Origin of the sequence: Pseudoalteromonas sp. SG43-8, from assembly GCF_014164245.1 — a bacterium.
Taxonomy (GTDB): domain Bacteria; phylum Pseudomonadota; class Gammaproteobacteria; order Enterobacterales; family Alteromonadaceae; genus Pseudoalteromonas; species Pseudoalteromonas distincta.
This window is the reverse complement of record NZ_JACJEX010000009.1, coordinates 1-17,948: the sequence shown is the minus strand read 5'-3', so window position 1 is coordinate 17,948 and position 17,948 is coordinate 1. Positions and strand designations below refer to the sequence as shown.

The following is a 17,948-nucleotide window of genomic DNA, read 5'->3' as shown; positions in this document are numbered from 1 at the left end:
ATCGCCTCTTTTCAGGCACACTTATATTAATTTTTTAGGATACATATTATGTCTAATACAACTACTGGTTCAGTAAAATGGTTTAACGAAGCAAAAGGTTTTGGTTTTATCGAGCAAGAATCTGGCGCAGACGTGTTCGCACATTTCAGCGCGATCTCTGGCGACGGTTTTAAAACTTTAGCTGAAGGCCAACGTGTACAGTTTACTGTTACTCAAGGTCAAAAAGGCCCACAAGCCGAGAACATTGTTAGCATCTAACTGCTACACAATTTAATGGGTTAGCAATAGCCCATTAATATACTTATCTATATAATTTTTAGTCAAATATCGTCAAAATCCCCTTCTATAAATATTTTCCAAGCGCCATCTCATTTGTATCCGCAACTCATTAATTAGTGCATTTTTAAACACATTTACTACTATCTCTCTTGAGCGAAAGCTTTGTATTGCCTACAATAGCGCATACTTCATTCAATATAGAATATGACCATGAACGACACTACCGCAAAACCTGCTTTACCAGATCGCCTTTCTATTAATCCACGTAGCCCACATCATGTGGAAGAAGTTTTTGAACACGATATTGGTATCACGTTCAACGGCAAAGAGCGTTTTGATGTTGAAGAATACTGCATCAGCGAAGGTTGGATAAAGTTTGCATCTCCAAAAGGCCTTGATCGTCGCGGACAACCACTTTTACTTACAAGAAAAGGCACTGTTGAAGCCTTTTATAAGTAAGCAAATACTACTTACTAAAAAAGCGACACCATATTGGGTAGTCGCTTTTTTTGTGCCTTTTTAATAGGTTGAGCTTTTTTCATGCCCAACCTGATGAAGTTTCATTATGATTTTTTAAAAAATATGTTTGAATAGCGCCATACTATTTAGACATATAGAAGTCCATAAGTGAAAAAGGTAACAATTTTAGATGGCGGCATGGGGCGTGAACTTAAGCGCATTGGCGCACCGTTCTCACAGCCACTATGGAGTGCACAAGCACTTATAGAAGCCCCACACTTTGTAGCACAAGCCCATCAAGGCTTTATAGATGCAGGCGCTGAAATAATTACGGTTAACAGTTATGCCTGTGTACCCTTTCATTTAGGTGAAGCGCTATACCAAGCTCAAGGCGCAGCCCTTGCAAAGCAAGCTGCCGTTTTATCAAAAAAAGTTGCTCAAAACGCTAAACAAAATATATTAGTAGCAGGTTCATTACCACCAGCATTTGGCTCTTACCGCCCTGAACTATTTGAAAGCGAGCGCGCATTTACTATTTTAGATACGTTATATAAAGCGCAAGACGAGTATGTAGATTTATGGATTGGCGAAACCATATCGAGCATTGAAGAAGCACACGTTATGGCAAGCGTACTTAAAAGCTCAAACAAGCCATGTTATTACGCATTTACCCTAAATGATGAAATAAGCGAGCAAGCTAAACTGCGCTCTGGTGAACTGGTAAGTGACGCAGTAGCGGCTTTGCTTGAACAAAATGTTGCTGGTATTTTCTTTAATTGCTCGATTCCTGAGGTTATTGAGCAAGCACTGCGTGATACTAATAACGTATTAACTAAGCAAAATAAAAAAGTAACGTTAGGCGCATTTGCTAACAGCTTTACTCCTATTTCAAATGCTCACAAAGCAAATGAAGCAGTGCAAGACTACCGTGATTTATCTCCTAATGAGTATCTTGAGTTTGCAAAACAATGGCATAGCCTTGGCGCTAATATTATTGGTGGTTGCTGCGGAATTAACCCAAGCCATATCAAAGCACTCGTGCAATGGAGAAATTCCATTGAAAAACCTTAACTTTGAGCTGGCTATTCCTGCAATTACATTAGTGATTACCTTATTAGTTATCTCAACTTTATATCCAGAGCAATCACAATTATTAGCAAGCAACGCTATGCATTTTGTAACAGGCTGGTTTGGTTGGTTAGTAGAGCTTGTGAGCTTGGCTTTAGTTGGTTTTTTATTTTGGTTAGCTTTTTCAAAGTACGGATCTATTAGGTTAGGTGAAGAAAAAAAAGAGCACTCTAACTTTTCGTACGGCGGTATGATTTTTACCGCAGGTGTAGGTGCTTCTCTTATATATTGGGGAATTGGTGAGCCGATGTATTATTTGCAATCGCCACCACTTTTTGCCGAACCAAATAGCTACGCAGCAGCAGCTTGGTCTGTTACTTATTCTATTTTTCATTGGGGCGTGACTGGCTGGGCCATTTACTGCTTTCCGGCAATCCCGTTTGCGTACGCGTTTTACGTACAAAAAAAGCGTACTTTAAGACTTTCAACGCTTTGCGAACCGGTAGTAGGCAGCAATCCAGTTATTGCTAAAGCAATCGATTTACTTGCAATTTTTGGCACCCTCGCAGCTTTTGCAAGCTCGCTAGCACTTACTGTATCGTTGCTTAGTACTGGCGTTTCTGCATTACTAGGAATTAAAAACAGCTTATTACTCCAAGGCAGTATTATTTTATTATTTGTTTTAATGCTTGTTGCGGTAATGCTTGTAGGCTTTAAAAAAGGCATTAGTAAAGTGTCCGACTATACGGTTGTAGCAGCAATATGTTTTGCCTTATTTGTATTACTTGTGGCTGACTCTCAGTTTATTTTAAATAACTTTACCGACTCAATAGGTGTCATGCTTGATAACTTTTTTAGAATGTCACTTTGGACCGACCCAGTTCAAAAAAGTGGTTTTTCGCAATCGTGGACTCAATACTATTGGTTTTGGTACTACGCTTATTTAATTATGATGGGGCTTTTTATTACCCGCATTTCGCGTGGACGTACTATTAAAGAAGTTATTTTGTACACTATCTCGATGGGTTCACTCGGTTGTGCATTCTTTATATCAATCTTTGGTGGTTATGCAGTATGGGCACAATTAATTGGAGGCTTATCTGTTCAACAATGGATGAGTGAAGGCGGTTTAACGTTTGCAGTAGTTTCACTAATTCAAACTCTACCATCGGGTAATATTGGCTTAGTATTATTTTTGATTATTCAATTTTTTTTAATGCTAACGACTATGTCAAGCGCAAGCGTTGCCACCGCTATGTTGACAACTAATAAGCTAGAACTAAATGGCGACCCCGATCATAAAGTTAAGCTTCTATGGGCTGGTGCAATTGCGCTCATTAGTTTTAGCGTATTTTTATGCGGTGGTGAAATAGATACTATTAAGTCACTCTGCGTTGTAGCAGGCCTACCAATGATGTTTATTTACATGATCTTAGTAAAGCAATTAATGATGCAGCTAAAGGGTGTAAATCAAATAAAAACACTTGATCAGTATAAAAGTATAAATTCCGAAACAGTTAAAGTGAATTAGTAACATTTTAAGGCCTCATATTATGAGGCCTCATTTACTATTACTGAGCATGTTACTACAGCATGAAAGAGGTCGCCTTTTAAAACAAAGAAGCCTTAGTATTTAAAATAAATCAGTATTAATTTAGCCGACGAGAGCCATACCACCAGCAGCAACTAAGCGTTAAACCATTTGATCCAATTTGCTACCTGAACACGGGCATTTTTCGTCATTTTGCTTAAGGCATTGCTGATAATTAAACCAATGGGCCACAGCAATAAACGCTGATCCTATTAAGGTTAGCGCTTTTTCGGCTATTTCATGCCCTAGCAATACTGCGCATATCATAAAGGCTAGCCCAATAACGCCGCAGGCCATGTAACGTTTACGCTTATGCTTTTTACAGCCTAAGCTTAATGCTAATAAACTGGTGGGTAATACCGCTGCAAGAATCCATAAATGAAATTGTTCACTATCTATTTGCAGTACAGCAAAGCTTGGCAATAGCGCTAAAATAACCGGGGTTGCAAAACAATGTACTGTACACATTAACGATAACCCAATCGCCATACGATCCATAACACTTTGACTCGACTTCATTATTTCCTCTACTAAATCAGTGTCTCCACTCAAAACGTTACTTTTAAGGAGGCTTTTTAATAACATAAGTTAATTACTGTTGATATATTATAACATTACTCGCATAATTGATATAATATAACATCTAACAAGGTAGTCAAATGAAACCTAGATCACAATTAGCTGTTCTCATCGCAGCTTTATTACCAGCAAGTGTGCTGGCATCCACAATTGAAGGCGTTGTTTTAAACAATCAAGGTAAAATAGTTACCAATGCAACCATAGAAGTTGAAGGCTCAGACCTTAAAGTCACCACCGACGAAAACGGTAAATTTGTTATAGCAGAGCTAAACAATGGCTTAAAAGAACTTCACGTTGTAGCCCCTGGCTATGCGCATCTTCATCGCGATATAACAATAACGAATGATGAAAACCAATCGGTTACTTTTAATTTAAAGCGCTCACCTATTGAAGTTATTGATATTGAAGCGACCCCTATTCATATGTCGGCAATGGAATCTGCATCGCCTGTTAGTGTTTTATCTGGCGAACAACTAAGACGACAACAAGCTGCAACCCTTGGCGACAGCCTTGAAAAACTCCCAGGTGTTAATACAAATTTTCACGGAAAAGTAGCCAGTACACCAATTATTCGTGGTTTAAGCGGCCCACGTGTACTTATTACTCAAAATGGCCTCGATGTAAGCGATGTTTCGCGCGTTGGCCCCGATCACTCTGTTGCATCAGAAGCCTCTACCGCACAACAAATTGAAGTATTACGCGGCCCAGCAACACTGTTTTATGGTAGCGGAGCGATTGGTGGTGTAGTTAATGTGGTAGATAGCCGTGTACCAACCGACAGCACAACACGCGGCGAGTGGAACGTAGAGCATAACTCGGTAGATAACCAAAAAGTAGCCTCGTTTAATGCCACCACAGGCACAGACTCGGTGGCTTTTTACGCCGATGCATTTTGGCGTGAGGCCGACGACTACGAGGTGCCTGTAGCTGCCGATATAGATAGCGATGGTGAAGAGCATCGCGGCGATTACACTGTTGAAAACAGTAATGAAGAGTCTGACGGTTTTACTGTTGGCGCTAGCTATTTAATGGATAACGGCTTTATTGGCTTAGCAGTAGAGCAATTTAATCGTCAATACGGCATTCCAGGCCATACGCACGGCGAAGAAGAAGAGGAAGAACACAGCGACGAAGAAGAAAGCGTATTTGCTGATTTAGAACAAACTAAGGTGCAATTATTAGGTGAGTACAACCTAGATAATAAATGGCTAAACAAAGTAAACCTGCGCGTTGGCCACACCGACTACGAACACGCTGAAATTGAAGGTGGCGCTGTAGGCACCACATTTAAAAACGAAACAAATGAATTACGTATAGACCTACTACATAACCAGTTTAGCGAGTGGAATGGCGGCATTAGCTTTCATTACAAACAAAGCGATGTTGAAGCACAAGGTGAAGAGGCCTTTACGCCTCCATCAGAAACCGAAAGCTTTGCTGTAGCACTAATGGAAGAAAGACACTTTGGTGATTTTTTAGTGCAAGTAGGTGGGCGTATAGAGCGTGTAACCATTGAAGCAGGCGACGTATTACTGCCAAATATTGACGCTCACGCACACGATGAAGCAGAAGAAGCCGACGAACATGATCACGAAGAAAGTGCAGAAATTACGCGCGTATTTGATGTAGAGCATGAATTTACACCAGTCAGTTTATCGGCAGGGGTAGTATGGGATTTTACATCTAACTATAATTTAGGACTTTCTGTATCGCGCTCTGAACGTGCGCCCTCTGCCTCTGAGTTGTTATCGTTTGGGCCGCATATTGGTACTGGCACCTACGAAGTAGGCGCACTATTTGATTTAGATGAAGATGGCCATTTAGGTTTATCTGAACAAGCAATTGACCTGGAAACAGCCAATAATATCGATTTAACCCTGCGTAAAACTCAAGGCGATGTTGGCTTTATTTTAAATGCCTTTTACAACCAAGTAGATAACTATTATTACCAAATAGACACTGGTTTATATGCACAAAGTGGCCACGACCATGGCGATGAAGAAGGCGCTGACGAACACGACCATTCATCAGAACTGCCGGTTTATTTATTTAAAACAGACGACGTAATTTTACACGGTTTTGAAGCGCAAATTGCGTGGCAATTAACCGATGAATTTAAAGTAGATTTATTCTCAGATTACGTTCGTGCACGCCTTAAAGACGGCGGCGATTTACCCCGTACTCCACCGCTTCGTTTTGGCAGCGAGTTAAGCTATCAAACAGATCAATTAAGTGCGCATATTCACGTTACTCGCTATCAAAAGCAAGACCGCACAGCCCCACAAGAAACAGCAACAGGCGGCTACACATTGGTTGATGCAAGCATCTCTTATGACCTTTCAGTATTAAACCAAGATATGTCTGTTTACCTACGAGGCACCAACTTAACAGATACAGAAGCACGCGTGCACAGCTCGTTTGTAAAAGATATAGCACCACGTCCAGGGCGTAGCTTTGCGCTAGGCATTCGCGGTTATTTTTAAGCATTAAAAAATTATAATTAAAGGAAATAAACATGAAAAAACTATACAAATTAAAGCTTATTGCACTGGCTATTAGCACTACATTTATTACAGCCTGTGGCGATGCAGAGACCAATATTGTAGAAAAAGATCCTATTGTTGTAGAGGATGGGCACGATCATGACGATGATCACGACCATGATGATGGCTACACAATTGATTCATTAGGCAGATTAGCTGTGCTTGCAGGCAACAGCAACGAAGCCAGCTTTTATGACCTAGATGACAACTCTCTGCTTGAAACATTTACCCTTACGAATGATTCAAACACGCTGTCGTCATCCCCTGATTTTCGTTATGCCGTTATTGCAAGCCGCGCACAAGATTACTTAGGCTTTATTGATGGTGGTTTATGGCGTGAAGACCATGGCGAGCATTTACACGATTATGAGCAAAGCCCAGCAGCTAGCAGTTATGAGCTAACAAGTGGCAGCCGCCCTACTCACCTTGTAAAACATGACGGCCAATTAGCTGTTTTTTATGATGGTGATGCAGACTCAGGCACGGTTGCCTCTGTTGAAGTATTAACAGATAACAACATAACCAGCGCAACAGCAACGCTACCGGGTATTAGCTACGATATTAATATGCACGGCGTAGCAGAGCCTCGCGGTGAGCATTTATTATCAACCATTCGCCGTGATGACAGCGAAAGCACATCGGTTGCTAAAGTACTGCCAGACCAAGTAGGTGTTTATCACTTTCATGATGGTGAATACGAGCTTGAACAAACCTTAGAAGTTACGTGCTCTGATTTACATGGCGCGGCACAAAACCACGACTACGTAGTATTTGGCTGTAGCGATGGCGTGTTATTAGCCCACCAGCACGATGATGAATACGAAGCAGAAAAAATAGCGAACATTTCAGCCGTTGGCGATTTACGCATTGGTAGTATTTATGGCCACGAAGATAGCGAGACCTTTATTGGCGTAGCGTCTGGCCATGGAGGCGGCGAAGCCGTAATTGTAACTATTAACCCTGTAACAGCACAAATGGAAGAATTAGAATGGCAACTAGCCGATGGAGCAAGTGCTGTGTCGTACTCTTTTTCTGCCCATGGCGAGCACTTTTTAATATTAGACAGCTTAGGCTTTTTAAATGTATTTAGCGCACACGACCATGATGGCGAAATGCATTGGGAGCTTGAAGGCCAAGTTGATATTACCGAGCAAGATGTATCAACCATGCCAGAGGGCATGAGCTTTAGCATGACAGTGGCACAAAATGGTCAGTTTGCTTATGTAGCCGACCCGATTGCTCAGCACGTTGTGCAAGTACACCTTGAAGACTTAGAAATTGAAAGTGAGCTAGAGTTAACTTTTCCACCTACAAGCATTACCTGGTTAGGGATTGCACAAGAAATAGAAGATGAAGATCACGACCATTAATTTAAAACTAACGCTTTAAGTTAAAGCCACAAAACAAAAAACCCGTAATTAGGTTTACTAATTACGGGTTTTTACAGCTATTTATTTAGCTCTATTGTTACTTACGGCGCCAGCCACTCCATACATCATCTATATCATCGGCTTTATTTTTTTTCTTTTTCTTACCGGTGCCTTCTGGTTTTGCCATTGGCTTTTCATTTTTAAGCGCCTCGGCAGCATCAAGATTAGCTTGGTTTACAACAAAACCGGTTACTTCTTCACGCTCTAAACGTAGTTTGTTTTTCTTTTCGATTATTTTAAAGTGATGAAAGTCTTCATAATCAATTAACGATAACGCTAGGCCAACTTCACCGGCACGGCCGCTTCGACCAATACGGTGCATATAATCAGAAGGACTTCGTGGTAGATTAAAGTTTATTACCACTGGCAGTTTTTCAATATCTAAACCACGGGCTGCTATATCGGTGGCTATAAGTACTTCGATTTCACCGGCTTTAAATTTTTCTATTACGCGAGTACGTTCACTTTGGCCTTTATCACCATGAAATACCTGTGCGTTAATACCACGCTTTTCAAGCTTACCCGCTAAGTGCTCACAGTCTTTTTTAGCGTTTACAAAAATAAGTGCTTGGCGCCATTTATGCGCTTTAATTAAATGCGCTAAAACCGTAGTTTTTTCGCCTTTATTTACCGTAAACACGCGTTGAACAAGTGTGCTTTCATCTTTATTTTGTACTTGTATTTCAACAGGATTAGTTAACAGTTCTTGCGTTAATTGAGTGACTTGCTCTGGGAAGGTCGCTGAAAACAACATGGTTTGTTTTTTAGCAGGCATTAACGCTAAAAGATCAGCCAGCTCTTCGGTAAAGCCAAGGCTTAGCATACGGTCGGCTTCATCAAGCACTAAGGTCGTCACTTTATCGAGCTTAATAGCATTGCTTGAGATTAAATCAAGCAAACGACCTGGCGTTGCAACAATAATATCGGCGCCGCCGCGCAGTGCCTGCATTTGTGTATTAACCGACACACCACCAAACACGGCCACCGTTTTAATTGCGCCATTAAAGTTAGCAGAATACGATTTAACGCTATCGGCCACCTGCGTTGCAAGCTCGCGAGTAGGTACCAAAATAAGCCCAGTAACAAAGTTACCTTTGCTGGCAGTATTTTTAGCGCTCTGCTCTAAAAATAGGGTTTGTAGCATAGGTAAAGCAAACGTCGCTGTTTTACCTGAGCCAGTATTTGCCCCCGCAATTAAGTCACTTCCCGTCAAAATACTCGGAATTGCTTGTGCCTGAATAGGTGTAGGTTGTGTGTATTCAAGATCAGACAATCGAGCAATTAGCTCTGGAATTAGGCCAAGTTCGTTGAAATTACTAGGATTTGCGGCTGAGGTCATAAAATTTGCGGGCTCATTACTAAAATAGCCTGCAATTTTAGCGTATTTATTACCCGTTAAGTAGGGGTTAGTGATTTTAATGTGGTTTTAGAAAAAGAGAAAAGCTGTTACTCCCTTTTCTCTTTAAATATATAACAATCGAGTTGGATTAAAAAGTGGTTATGTTTCGTCTTTGCCTAAAGCTATTTGTAGTCTAGCTTTTGTTTCTTTTAAGTAATTTATATAAGGGTATGAGTCATCTGCAATTGCTAGAGCAGATTCCATATTTTCAAGCGCTTGACGAGTATCCCCCTGCATTTCATAGCCATAAGATAAGGCTGAAAGCGCATCGACTGATTTTGGGTAGTTTTTTATATTGTACTTAAACACCTCTATAGCGCGGGTAAACTGCTTGCTGCCCGTTAAGTTATAACCGAGTGATCTAACAGCGCGGTCTGGTGGCGCAACCTGCTCGCCCCATTGTTGAGATAAGTTTTTATAATAAGCATCAATAGAGGCTACATCGTCAGTTAAATCACTTATGGGCATTTGTTTAGGCAAAAATAAGTTGTGATAGGCATTAAATGCACCAGCAACGGAAGTCAGGTTATGCGAGACACCGTCAAACGCATTACTAAAGAAGCGTAGCTCTCGCACTTTATGCGATTGCAGTGATTGCTGTAATTCATCGTATCTTTCACGCATTATGCCGGCTTCTTCGCCAATATTGATATAAACGTAGTTATTCAGGTCTTTTGTTTTAGCTATAAACGATTTTGTACTTTTTACCGATGCGCCATAGTTCCACCAAACGGCAGGGCTGTAAGCAATATGCGCTTGGAAAAGCTCAGGGTTAGCTTGCATAGTATAAAGTGCAAACACGCCTGCTGCTGAGCCCCCAGCAATCACATTAAAGTTATGCGTACGATAGTTTTTATTAATTAAGGGCATAAGCTCTTGCTCAATAAATGCTAAAAACCTTGCTGCACCACCGCCTTCACCTACCGGGCCTTGTGGCTCTTTATTAACTGTGGGGTATAAATCTCTTAAGCGATTGGTGTTTTCAATAGCGACAATAATAACCTCAGGCGCACGATTATTATTTTGCAGTCGATCCATTACAGCACTTATAAGCGGTATGTTACCCGCGCCATCTAGGCGATAAATAACTGGATAAACTTTGTTTGAATCAGCTTGGTAACTCTTTGGAAGCTGGACTACAACGGTACGTAGCTCATTTAAAATTACTGAATTGATTGTATGTGTTTGTTGCGTATAGCTAATGGTTTGCTGTTTTAAATCAGGCTCTGCAAGTGTGTTATTAGAAACTATAAATAAGCTACATATAAAAACAGCGGTTAATAAATGCATTACTAATCCTTTAGAAAATAGTGTGTTATTTAATCTAACAGGCTTTGAGGTACAAAAAAAGGCGCATCGAGCGCCTTTTTAGTTTTAACTAATAAATAATAACCTATTGATTTTACTCAACCGTAACAGATTTAGCTAAGTTACGAGGTTGGTCAACGTCAGTACCTTTAATTACCGCTACGTAGTACGACAGTAACTGTAATGGCAGTGTATAAACAATTGGCGCAATAATATCGTCAGTATGGTTTACGTTGATTACACGCATTGTGTCGTCTGACTCAAAGTGTGAATCTTTATCTGCGAATACGTAAATAATGCCGCCACGTGCGCGTACTTCTTCTACGTTTGATTTAAGCTTTTCTAATAGCTCATTGTTTGGTGCTACAACAATGATTGGCATGTCGGCATCAATAAGTGCAAGTGGCCCATGTTTTAGCTCGCCCGCTGCGTAGGCTTCTGCGTGAATGTACGAAATCTCTTTAAGTTTAAGCGCACCTTCCATTGCAATTGGGTATTGCGAACCACGGCCTAAAAACAATGAGTGATGCTTGTCGGCAAACTCTTCTGCAAGGTCTGCAATGCCATCAGCTAGTAGCAATGTTTCTTCTAACTTAGCTGGAAGTACTTTTATAGCATTAACAATAGCACTTTGATCAAGGCCTTTTTCTTGCGCGATAGAGGCAGTAAGCATTAACAAACCAACTAGTTGTGTAGTAAACGCTTTAGTAGAAGCTACGCCAATTTCAGCGCCCGCTTTGGTCATAAACGCTAGGTCTGATTCGCGTACAAGCGATGAGCCAGGTACGTTACAAATGGTCATTGATGCCATGTAACCTTGCTCTTTAGCTAAGCGTAATGCCGCTAGCGTATCGGCTGTTTCACCCGATTGTGAAATAGTAACAAGTAAGCTATTTTCATGAACAAACGACTGTCGGTATCTAAATTCAGAAGCTATTTCTACATTACAGCTAACGCCTGCAAATTGCTCAAGCCAATAACGGGCTACCATACCTGAATGGTAAGACGTGCCACAGGCAATAATTTGCACGTGTTTTACGTCTTTAAATATTTGCTGAGCGCTTTCGCCAAACGCATCAATTGCTACGCGATCGTCGTTTAAACGCCCTTCAAGCGTATTACGTACTGCAAGTGGCTGCTCGTAGATTTCTTTTAGCATGTAGTGGCGGTAATCGCCTTTGCCTGATGCATCTTGCGTAATGTTTGACTCAATCACTTCGCGCTCTACAGCGTCGCCGTTTTCATCAAAGATTTCAACAGTATCGCGTGTAATTCGGGCTACGTCGCCTTCTTCTAAAAAGATGAAGCTACGAGTAACTGGTAATAGTGCTAACTGATCAGAAGCTATAAAGTTTTCGCCAAGGCCTAAACCAATAACAAGAGGGCTACCTGAGCGCGCTACAATGATTTCGTTGTCGTTTGCTTTATCAAATACAACTGTACCAAACGCACCTTCAAATTGCTTAACAGCTGCCTGTACTGCTGCAAGTAAACTAGTGTGCTGCTTACGAAGCTTATGAATTAAGTGCACCATTACTTCGGTATCGGTTTCAGATAGAAACTCGTAACCTTCTTCTTTAAGCGATGCGCGTAAGCTAGCGTGGTTTTCAATAATACCGTTGTGCACGAGTGCTAGCTGGTTGTTTGATACATGCGGGTGTGCGTTTTCTTCTGTAACGCTACCATGTGTTGCCCAGCGAGTGTGTGCAATACCTGTATGACCGCTAACGCCTGCTTTCTCAAGTGCAGCTTCTACGTTTACTACTTTACCTACTGCTTTAACAGTATTAAGTGTGTTGCCATCAAGCAATGCTACGCCTGCTGAGTCATAACCACGGTATTCAAGACGTTTAAGGCCTTCAACTAAAATTTTGTTTACTGGACGTTCTGCAACTGCCCCAACTATTCCACACATAGTGTCTCCATTAATTTTTTAATTCTAGTAACTCACTTTGTAGTTACTATTCAATAATCTCTGCGCAAATTAGTTTTACACCACACGCCTCAATTGCTTTGCGCTTTTCGTCTGCCAAGCCATCGTCGGTTATTAATGTGGTTACTATTTTCCACGGTAATTCTAAATTTGGTATTTTTCGGCCAATCTTATCTGATTCAACCATTACAATTACTTCACGAGCCGCTTTTGCCATTACTTGGCTCAAACCAACTAACTCATTAAAGGTTGTTGTGCCACGTTTTACATCTATACCATCCGCACCAATAAAGAGCTGATCGAAGTCGTAAGAGCATAATACGTTTTCGGCAACTTGCCCCTGAAATGACTCAGAATGTGGATCCCAGGTTCCACCGGTCATCAAAAGTGTTGGCTCGTTCTCGAGTGCTAATAAACGACTTGCTACTTTAATTGCATTGGTCATTACAACTAACCCGCGCTTATTTGCAAGCTCAGGGATCATGGCGGCCGTAGTACGCCCGCTATCAATAATAATGCGGTTATGATCTTTTATAAGCGTTGCTGCTGCTTTAGCTATAGCCACTTTGCGCTTAGAGTCTATCTCATCGCTAACAATTTCTTTAGGCAGTGCAATAGCACCGCCGTAACGGCGAAGTAATAAACCACTTTTTTCAAGCGAGGTTAAATCTTTGCGAATGGTTACTTCAGATGTTTGAAACTGCTGTGCTAACTTTTCAACAGCGACTTCACCTAATTCATTAACTTGAACGAGTATATTGTGACGACGCTGCTGTGTGTTTCGTTTAGTCATAGAGCTCGTGAATTAAGTTTCGTTTCGAAAGTTATGCAATTTTAAACGAAACAACCTAAATGGCAAGTTAATGAGTAAAAAAAGCGCAATGTGCGCTTTTTAATTTAACAGCATGTAGATGTGGTGAAACATTCTAACTTGCTCAGTGAACTATAAACTAGATTACTGAGCACGCTATTATTTTTTAGTTCAAATAAGGATATATTAAAAACTCACTACCTAAAATATATAAACTCCAAGAATCACGCTCATCTTTTTGAATTAATACATCGTGGTAATTATTCGAGATTTGTGGACTCTCCCAAATAACTTGATTTGATAACTTATCCACTAGGCTAATTGTTTTTTCTATAGAGTAATGTGCCAGATAGTTTCGGCCATAAACGCCACCTATAGCTTCATCGAGGATTTTCTCTTTGTGGTAAATTGTAAAGCCCTTAATTTGTTGTTCGTCCAAAATTTCTAATGCTTTCGTTTTCGTATCTAATACTATTAAACCACCTTCTTCATCGAAACTACCAAAAGTACGATAATCAATTATTAGCTCTAGTTGAGGATCTGAATCTAGCTGAATAGCATGTACATGCGCTACATGGCTTGTTGTTTCTTGTAAGAAATCTAAAGGTACAGGCCAATTGCTACTGTCAATTGAAATGGGTGATAAGCTTGGATTTTCGTAAAAAGCTATACCTAAATCGTAATAACCTATTATTATTTTTGACAACTCCTCAGACGGCAAGTAAGGAAAGTAGGCTCTTGATACGACTTCTCCTGTTTGTTTAGCGATTGTGTAATATCTAATATCACTTTTAAGGCTCAAGTGTGTTTCGGACTCTGTAAAAGCAAAATCATACGAATTAGAAAAAGTCACTTCTGCAACGCTAGTTTGCCAAATTACACTGGTTGAACCTGTATTGCGTTTAACAATAAATGTCTCGTTGTTAATTTGAGTTAATGAATACTCAATTTGATTTTCATTATCTTGCGTTAACAGCATCTCTCCAGTGAAAGTAACAGGTGCATTATTGTGCGTTACCTTAGCCGAACGGCCAAAATCTGAAATGCTAACCGTATCATCAACAGCACCAACAATATGAAGATTAGGAAGTTGACCTTGAGCCACTGATGAATACTCAAGCTGCCATAGCCCATTCTCATAGCTAAAGCTTTGCATCGTATATTCTTCGTATAAATAACTTCCTTCTAAACTATCTGTTTTGCTTACTAATAATGACTGTATTCCATCATTATCAAAATCAACAGCTCCTATTACTTTCCCAATGGGGTTTTCAGCAATAGATACAGAGAAAAATTGCCACTGCTGATTAAAGTAATAAAGCTCTTTTGAATTAGAAAAATAAACATGACTATAAGGACTATCTACTTCAAGGCTGATCGAAATACCATCATTGAAATTAGTCTCAAACTTTTCACTACCCACCTGCAGTTCACCATCTTCCCACCATATTAGTTCACTATAATGTTCGGAGGCCTTATATCTAGTTACACGACAATTATCAGCACTGGTAAATGCCTTAAATTTATATTCAGAGTAGGGTCCTATCAGGTATTTGTTCTGTTTGACATCAAATATACTTTTCCTATCAATTAACTCTTTATAGCCGTCGTTATTCAAATCACAAACTTGAATCAAGCTATTTGAATAATTAAGTGAAAGGTCCGGCGCAACAATAAGCGTAGTGATAGAAAGATCATTTCCATTAATAAGATAGCTATCATACGAATGCCCCGCCGAAAGAAGAATATCTTCAATACCATCGCCGTTGTAATCAAATACCATAGAGTTATAGTTTTCAGCCGAAACATCATCTATCAGCAAACTACTTGAGCCCTCATTAGTTAAAAATATTTGATGTTTAGCTGCCTCTTGGTTGTAAGTAATACTTAGCCAATTTAGTTGCGTCCCTGACTGATTAAGAAATGCACCTACATGCTCAACATTTGAAGGTAAGGGAGGTATCCATTTATTGTATTCTAGCAACCCTGTCTCACTGAGACTTAAGATATAATTATCATTACCGCGTAATACACCCCTTTTTTGGTTCGAAAGCTTAATTGAAGCTACACTGGATGTTGAGTTGTTCACATAACCAACTGAGCGATTATCTACGCCACCGAGTGATTGAAGGTTGATTTGGTGCTTAATTCTTATTTGATTGTCAGAGTTTGAGATATCAACAGCAAAATTTACGTTTAAATTACTACCAAAGTCAGGCGCGTTGCTTAACCAATTAATCTCTCCTTGTTCTGAAATCGAGATATTACTTGGCCCATAAGCAATTTTGTATTCAAAAGGACCATCGAACTCATTATTAGATAAGTTAATAATGGCTGTATAGTGTTCACCTAATTCTATTTCATCATATGCAGTAATGTCAGAAACAATTGCTGGCAGTTTTTCTAATTTAAACTCATGCTCCACAGTATTTTCTGCACCACTAGGGTCTACAACTGTTAACGAAATACGATAGAGGCCAGGTAGGTCTCCAATAAAGTCAATTTTGCTACCGGTGCCAAGTTGCCAACTAGCATTCTGCGGAAAAGTTATTAATTTCCACTCATAACCTAATGGTTCAAAATCAGGGTCCTTGGACTGCATTGCATCAAGAGTAAGGATAGAGTGTCGTAGAGCTTTGTTCGAGCCTGAAATACTTGCTATAGGAATAGAGTTGGCAGTATTGTTATAAACATTATCTAAGTCAGTTAAATAAAACTCTAGTGGCAAAAATTCATTAGATAGATGTATGGTCGAAATACCATTAGCTTTGAGATCTACACTAGCAGTATTTTGTGATATTAGGGTGTACTTTGCTCCTATTATTGAAGGCAGAGATATATCATTGGTTGGATAAAACTCATCAGTTTTTATTGTTAGTTTCCCTAAATCACTAAAATAAACTTCACCATTAAAACCAATACCATACCCAACATTGGTTGCATCTAAAACAGCATCAAGCCTTACATTAGAGAATAAAATATCAAGCGAATTTTCATCAGCACCTTTAAATTGAATATTCACAGTAGCGCTACTGTCACTATTTACTCCCTGACTATTAGCAATAGCAAAACCTTCTGTTAAATAGGTAACCCCAAGCACTTCGTTACTAATTGTTAAACTAGGGACTACCCCATACTCTAAAACAAATTCAGCGTTAGAGTTTTCGATATAAATATCAGATTGCCCATTAAAAACCCACCCAGCAGCAGAGCAATTGTTATAAGTAATTATATAGTGCTGATTAGCCTCTTCCTCTTTCATGTCAGCAGAGCCAGTAACACAACCGAAATTATCAGATTGGTTATCTAGCACTGGGTCGTGGAGAAATAGATTTTGATAATCCTCTCCAAATACTATGGAATTTAGGCTATCTATTAGATATGAGTACTGAGTTGTTAGTTGAGTTACATTACTTGCTGTTATTTCGAATAAAGATAACTCACCGTCATAGGTAGGCGTATTTTGATAATCAGGCTTAACAAATTTAGTTTTTCCAGAAGAACCAGAATCATTATTAGCAGGTTGGCTGGCATCATTACCCCCTCCCCCACAACCGGCTAAAATAATTGTTAAACAGAATAATTTAGTTAGTTTATTTAATTTCATTACTTACTCCTTGTAACATGAATTTTACATTATTAAAGCTTTTTTAAAAAGGAATATAATAAAAGTCAAAATTTGTTTAAAACCTTTTTAGCCCATATAAAAAGGTAATAACAACTTTTCAGTAAAATATATAAGCATGAGATAATACTTAATAATGTATGCATATAAATGAATAACAAACTCAATGAAATTATTTAATAGCGTGACTAAGCCATATTTAATGCAAAGAAAACAAACAGGCGAGATATGCCGATTATTCAATAAAAGCCCGAGTAAAGGTAATTTAAAGCGTATTAAAGAGCTGTTCGCACAATGCGGTGAAGAGGTAATTATAGAATCAGGTTTTCATTGCGATTATGGCAATCAAATAGTTATTGGTGATCGTACTTTTATGAATATTAATTGCACACTTCTCGACTCGCCATTAGCCAATCACTCAATCACCATTGGTGATGACTGCTTAATAGGCCCAAACGTTCAGCTTTTAGCTGTGTCACATGCTACTAATCCAGCAGAAAGGCTTAATAAGGAAAACTTTGCAGCCCCTATCGCGTTAGGCAATAACGTATGGATTGGCGCAGGCGCTATTATTCTTGCTGGAGTTAATATAGGCGAAAATAGTATTGTGGGTGCGGGTGCTGTGGTTACTAAAAATGTAATGGCTAATACCGTAGTAGCGGGTAACCCAGCTCGTGAAATAAGAACACTATAGTTATTACCGATGTGATGTTAGCGTCGGGTGTTGCTGTGAGTGGATGTTAATTGCGCGTATTTCACTTTTCTGCAGACGTAAAAAAGCCCGACTATTTCTAGTCGGGGTCTCTACAATTTGAAGCCTGGTAATGTCCTACTTTCACATAGCAAATGCTACACTATCATCGGCGCTGTTTCGTTTCACTACTGAGTTCGGCATGGAGTCAGGTGGGTCCAAAACGCTATTG

At 39.7% G+C, this 17,948-nt stretch carries 13 protein-coding genes and 1 rRNA gene; 7 read left to right on the top strand and 7 right to left on the bottom strand.

Translation table 11 applies throughout. The features are described 5' to 3' along the window. Positions 1-48: 48 nt before the first annotated feature. The 4 genes from H5122_RS14925 (at position 49) to H5122_RS14910 (ending at position 3,337) form a co-directional block, all read left to right on the top strand. The gene (locus tag H5122_RS14925) at positions 49-258 is read left to right on the top strand and encodes a cold-shock protein (RefSeq protein ID WP_007580429.1); all 210 of its coding nucleotides are present in this window, start codon (positions 49-51) and stop codon (positions 256-258) included. A gap of 231 nt (positions 259-489) precedes the next feature. Then, a complete protein-coding gene (locus H5122_RS14920; protein ID WP_002963088.1) occupies positions 490-738 on the top strand; it encodes a DUF3297 family protein in 249 nt (82 codons plus the stop codon). Positions 739-906: 168 nt separating this feature from the next. Continuing rightward, positions 907-1,809, top strand: coding sequence for a homocysteine S-methyltransferase family protein (locus H5122_RS14915; protein WP_182682589.1), 903 nt, complete (start codon positions 907-909; stop codon positions 1,807-1,809). Next, positions 1,796-3,337: a BCCT family transporter gene (locus tag H5122_RS14910; protein WP_182682588.1), complete on the top strand. Its 1,542-nt coding sequence runs from the start codon at positions 1,796-1,798 to the stop codon at positions 3,335-3,337. Before H5122_RS14915 ends, H5122_RS14910 begins: the two co-directional genes overlap by 14 nt. A 162-nt stretch (positions 3,338-3,499) precedes the next feature. Here H5122_RS14910 and H5122_RS14905 read toward each other — a convergent pair whose 3' ends face one another. Then, the gene (locus H5122_RS14905; RefSeq protein WP_182682628.1) at positions 3,500-3,916 is read right to left on the bottom strand and encodes a MerC domain-containing protein; all 417 of its coding nucleotides are present in this window, start codon (positions 3,914-3,916) and stop codon (positions 3,500-3,502) included. A 140-nt stretch (positions 3,917-4,056) separates the two neighbouring features. On the opposite strand from H5122_RS14905, the gene H5122_RS14900 reads away from it, so the two are divergent. Both H5122_RS14900 and H5122_RS14895 read left to right on the top strand, forming a co-directional pair. Continuing rightward, positions 4,057-6,459: a TonB-dependent receptor domain-containing protein gene (locus tag H5122_RS14900; RefSeq protein ID WP_182682587.1), complete on the top strand. Its 2,403-nt coding sequence runs from the start codon at positions 4,057-4,059 to the stop codon at positions 6,457-6,459. 32 nt (positions 6,460-6,491) lie between these two features. Then, complete coding sequence (locus H5122_RS14895; RefSeq protein WP_182682586.1) at positions 6,492-7,889, top strand: 5-methyltetrahydrofolate--homocysteine methyltransferase; 1,398 nt, start codon at positions 6,492-6,494, stop codon at positions 7,887-7,889. Between the two features lie 97 nt (positions 7,890-7,986). Here the strand turns inward: H5122_RS14895 and H5122_RS14890 are convergent, their stop codons facing one another. The 5 genes from H5122_RS14890 to H5122_RS14870 all read right to left on the bottom strand — a co-directional run bounded on the left by H5122_RS14890 (position 7,987) and on the right by H5122_RS14870 (position 17,007). Further along, the gene (locus tag H5122_RS14890; protein WP_182682585.1) at positions 7,987-9,288 is read right to left on the bottom strand and encodes a DEAD/DEAH box helicase; all 1,302 of its coding nucleotides are present in this window, start codon (positions 9,286-9,288) and stop codon (positions 7,987-7,989) included. A 159-nt stretch (positions 9,289-9,447) separates the two neighbouring features. Next, positions 9,448-10,638: an alpha/beta hydrolase-fold protein gene (locus tag H5122_RS14885; protein WP_182682584.1), complete on the bottom strand. Its 1,191-nt coding sequence runs from the start codon at positions 10,636-10,638 to the stop codon at positions 9,448-9,450. A 112-nt stretch (positions 10,639-10,750) separates the two neighbouring features. Further along, a complete protein-coding gene (gene glmS, locus H5122_RS14880) occupies positions 10,751-12,571 on the bottom strand; it encodes a glutamine--fructose-6-phosphate transaminase (isomerizing) (protein ID WP_182682583.1) in 1,821 nt (606 codons plus the stop codon). A gap of 46 nt (positions 12,572-12,617) precedes the next feature. After that, positions 12,618-13,382, bottom strand: coding sequence for a DeoR/GlpR family DNA-binding transcription regulator (locus H5122_RS14875; protein ID WP_182672138.1), 765 nt, complete (start codon positions 13,380-13,382; stop codon positions 12,618-12,620). A gap of 184 nt (positions 13,383-13,566) precedes the next feature. Continuing rightward, the gene (locus H5122_RS14870) at positions 13,567-17,007 is read right to left on the bottom strand and encodes a VCBS repeat-containing protein (protein WP_182682582.1); all 3,441 of its coding nucleotides are present in this window, start codon (positions 17,005-17,007) and stop codon (positions 13,567-13,569) included. 184 nt (positions 17,008-17,191) lie between these two features. On the opposite strand from H5122_RS14870, the gene H5122_RS14865 reads away from it, so the two are divergent. Beyond that, positions 17,192-17,719, top strand: coding sequence for a sugar O-acetyltransferase (locus H5122_RS14865; protein ID WP_182674552.1), 528 nt, complete (start codon positions 17,192-17,194; stop codon positions 17,717-17,719). 122 nt (positions 17,720-17,841) lie between these two features. Here the strand turns inward: H5122_RS14865 and rrf are convergent. Further along, positions 17,842-17,948, bottom strand: a 5S ribosomal RNA gene (gene rrf / locus H5122_RS14860); the annotation flags it as partial.

What these genes read in the sequence shown, in the direction of transcription:
- H5122_RS14925 (WP_007580429.1), top strand. Translation starts at nt 49, where the DNA reads ATGTCTAATACAACTACTGGTTCAGTAAAATGGTTTAACGAAGCAAAA.
- H5122_RS14920 (WP_002963088.1), top strand. Translation starts at nt 490, where the DNA reads ATGAACGACACTACCGCAAAACCTGCTTTACCAGATCGCCTTTCTATT.
- H5122_RS14905 (WP_182682628.1), bottom strand. Translation starts at nt 3,916, where the DNA reads ATGAAGTCGAGTCAAAGTGTTATGGATCGTATGGCGATTGGGTTATCG.
- H5122_RS14900 (WP_182682587.1), top strand. Translation starts at nt 4,057, where the DNA reads ATGAAACCTAGATCACAATTAGCTGTTCTCATCGCAGCTTTATTACCA.
- H5122_RS14895 (WP_182682586.1), top strand. Translation starts at nt 6,492, where the DNA reads ATGAAAAAACTATACAAATTAAAGCTTATTGCACTGGCTATTAGCACT.
- H5122_RS14890 (WP_182682585.1), bottom strand. Translation starts at nt 9,288, where the DNA reads ATGACCTCAGCCGCAAATCCTAGTAATTTCAACGAACTTGGCCTAATT.
- H5122_RS14885 (WP_182682584.1), bottom strand. Translation starts at nt 10,638, where the DNA reads ATGCATTTATTAACCGCTGTTTTTATATGTAGCTTATTTATAGTTTCT.
- glmS (WP_182682583.1), bottom strand. Translation starts at nt 12,571, where the DNA reads ATGTGTGGAATAGTTGGGGCAGTTGCAGAACGTCCAGTAAACAAAATT.
- H5122_RS14875 (WP_182672138.1), bottom strand. Translation starts at nt 13,382, where the DNA reads ATGACTAAACGAAACACACAGCAGCGTCGTCACAATATACTCGTTCAA.
- H5122_RS14870 (WP_182682582.1), bottom strand. Translation starts at nt 17,007, where the DNA reads ATGAAATTAAATAAACTAACTAAATTATTCTGTTTAACAATTATTTTA.
- H5122_RS14865 (WP_182674552.1), top strand. Translation starts at nt 17,192, where the DNA reads ATGAAATTATTTAATAGCGTGACTAAGCCATATTTAATGCAAAGAAAA.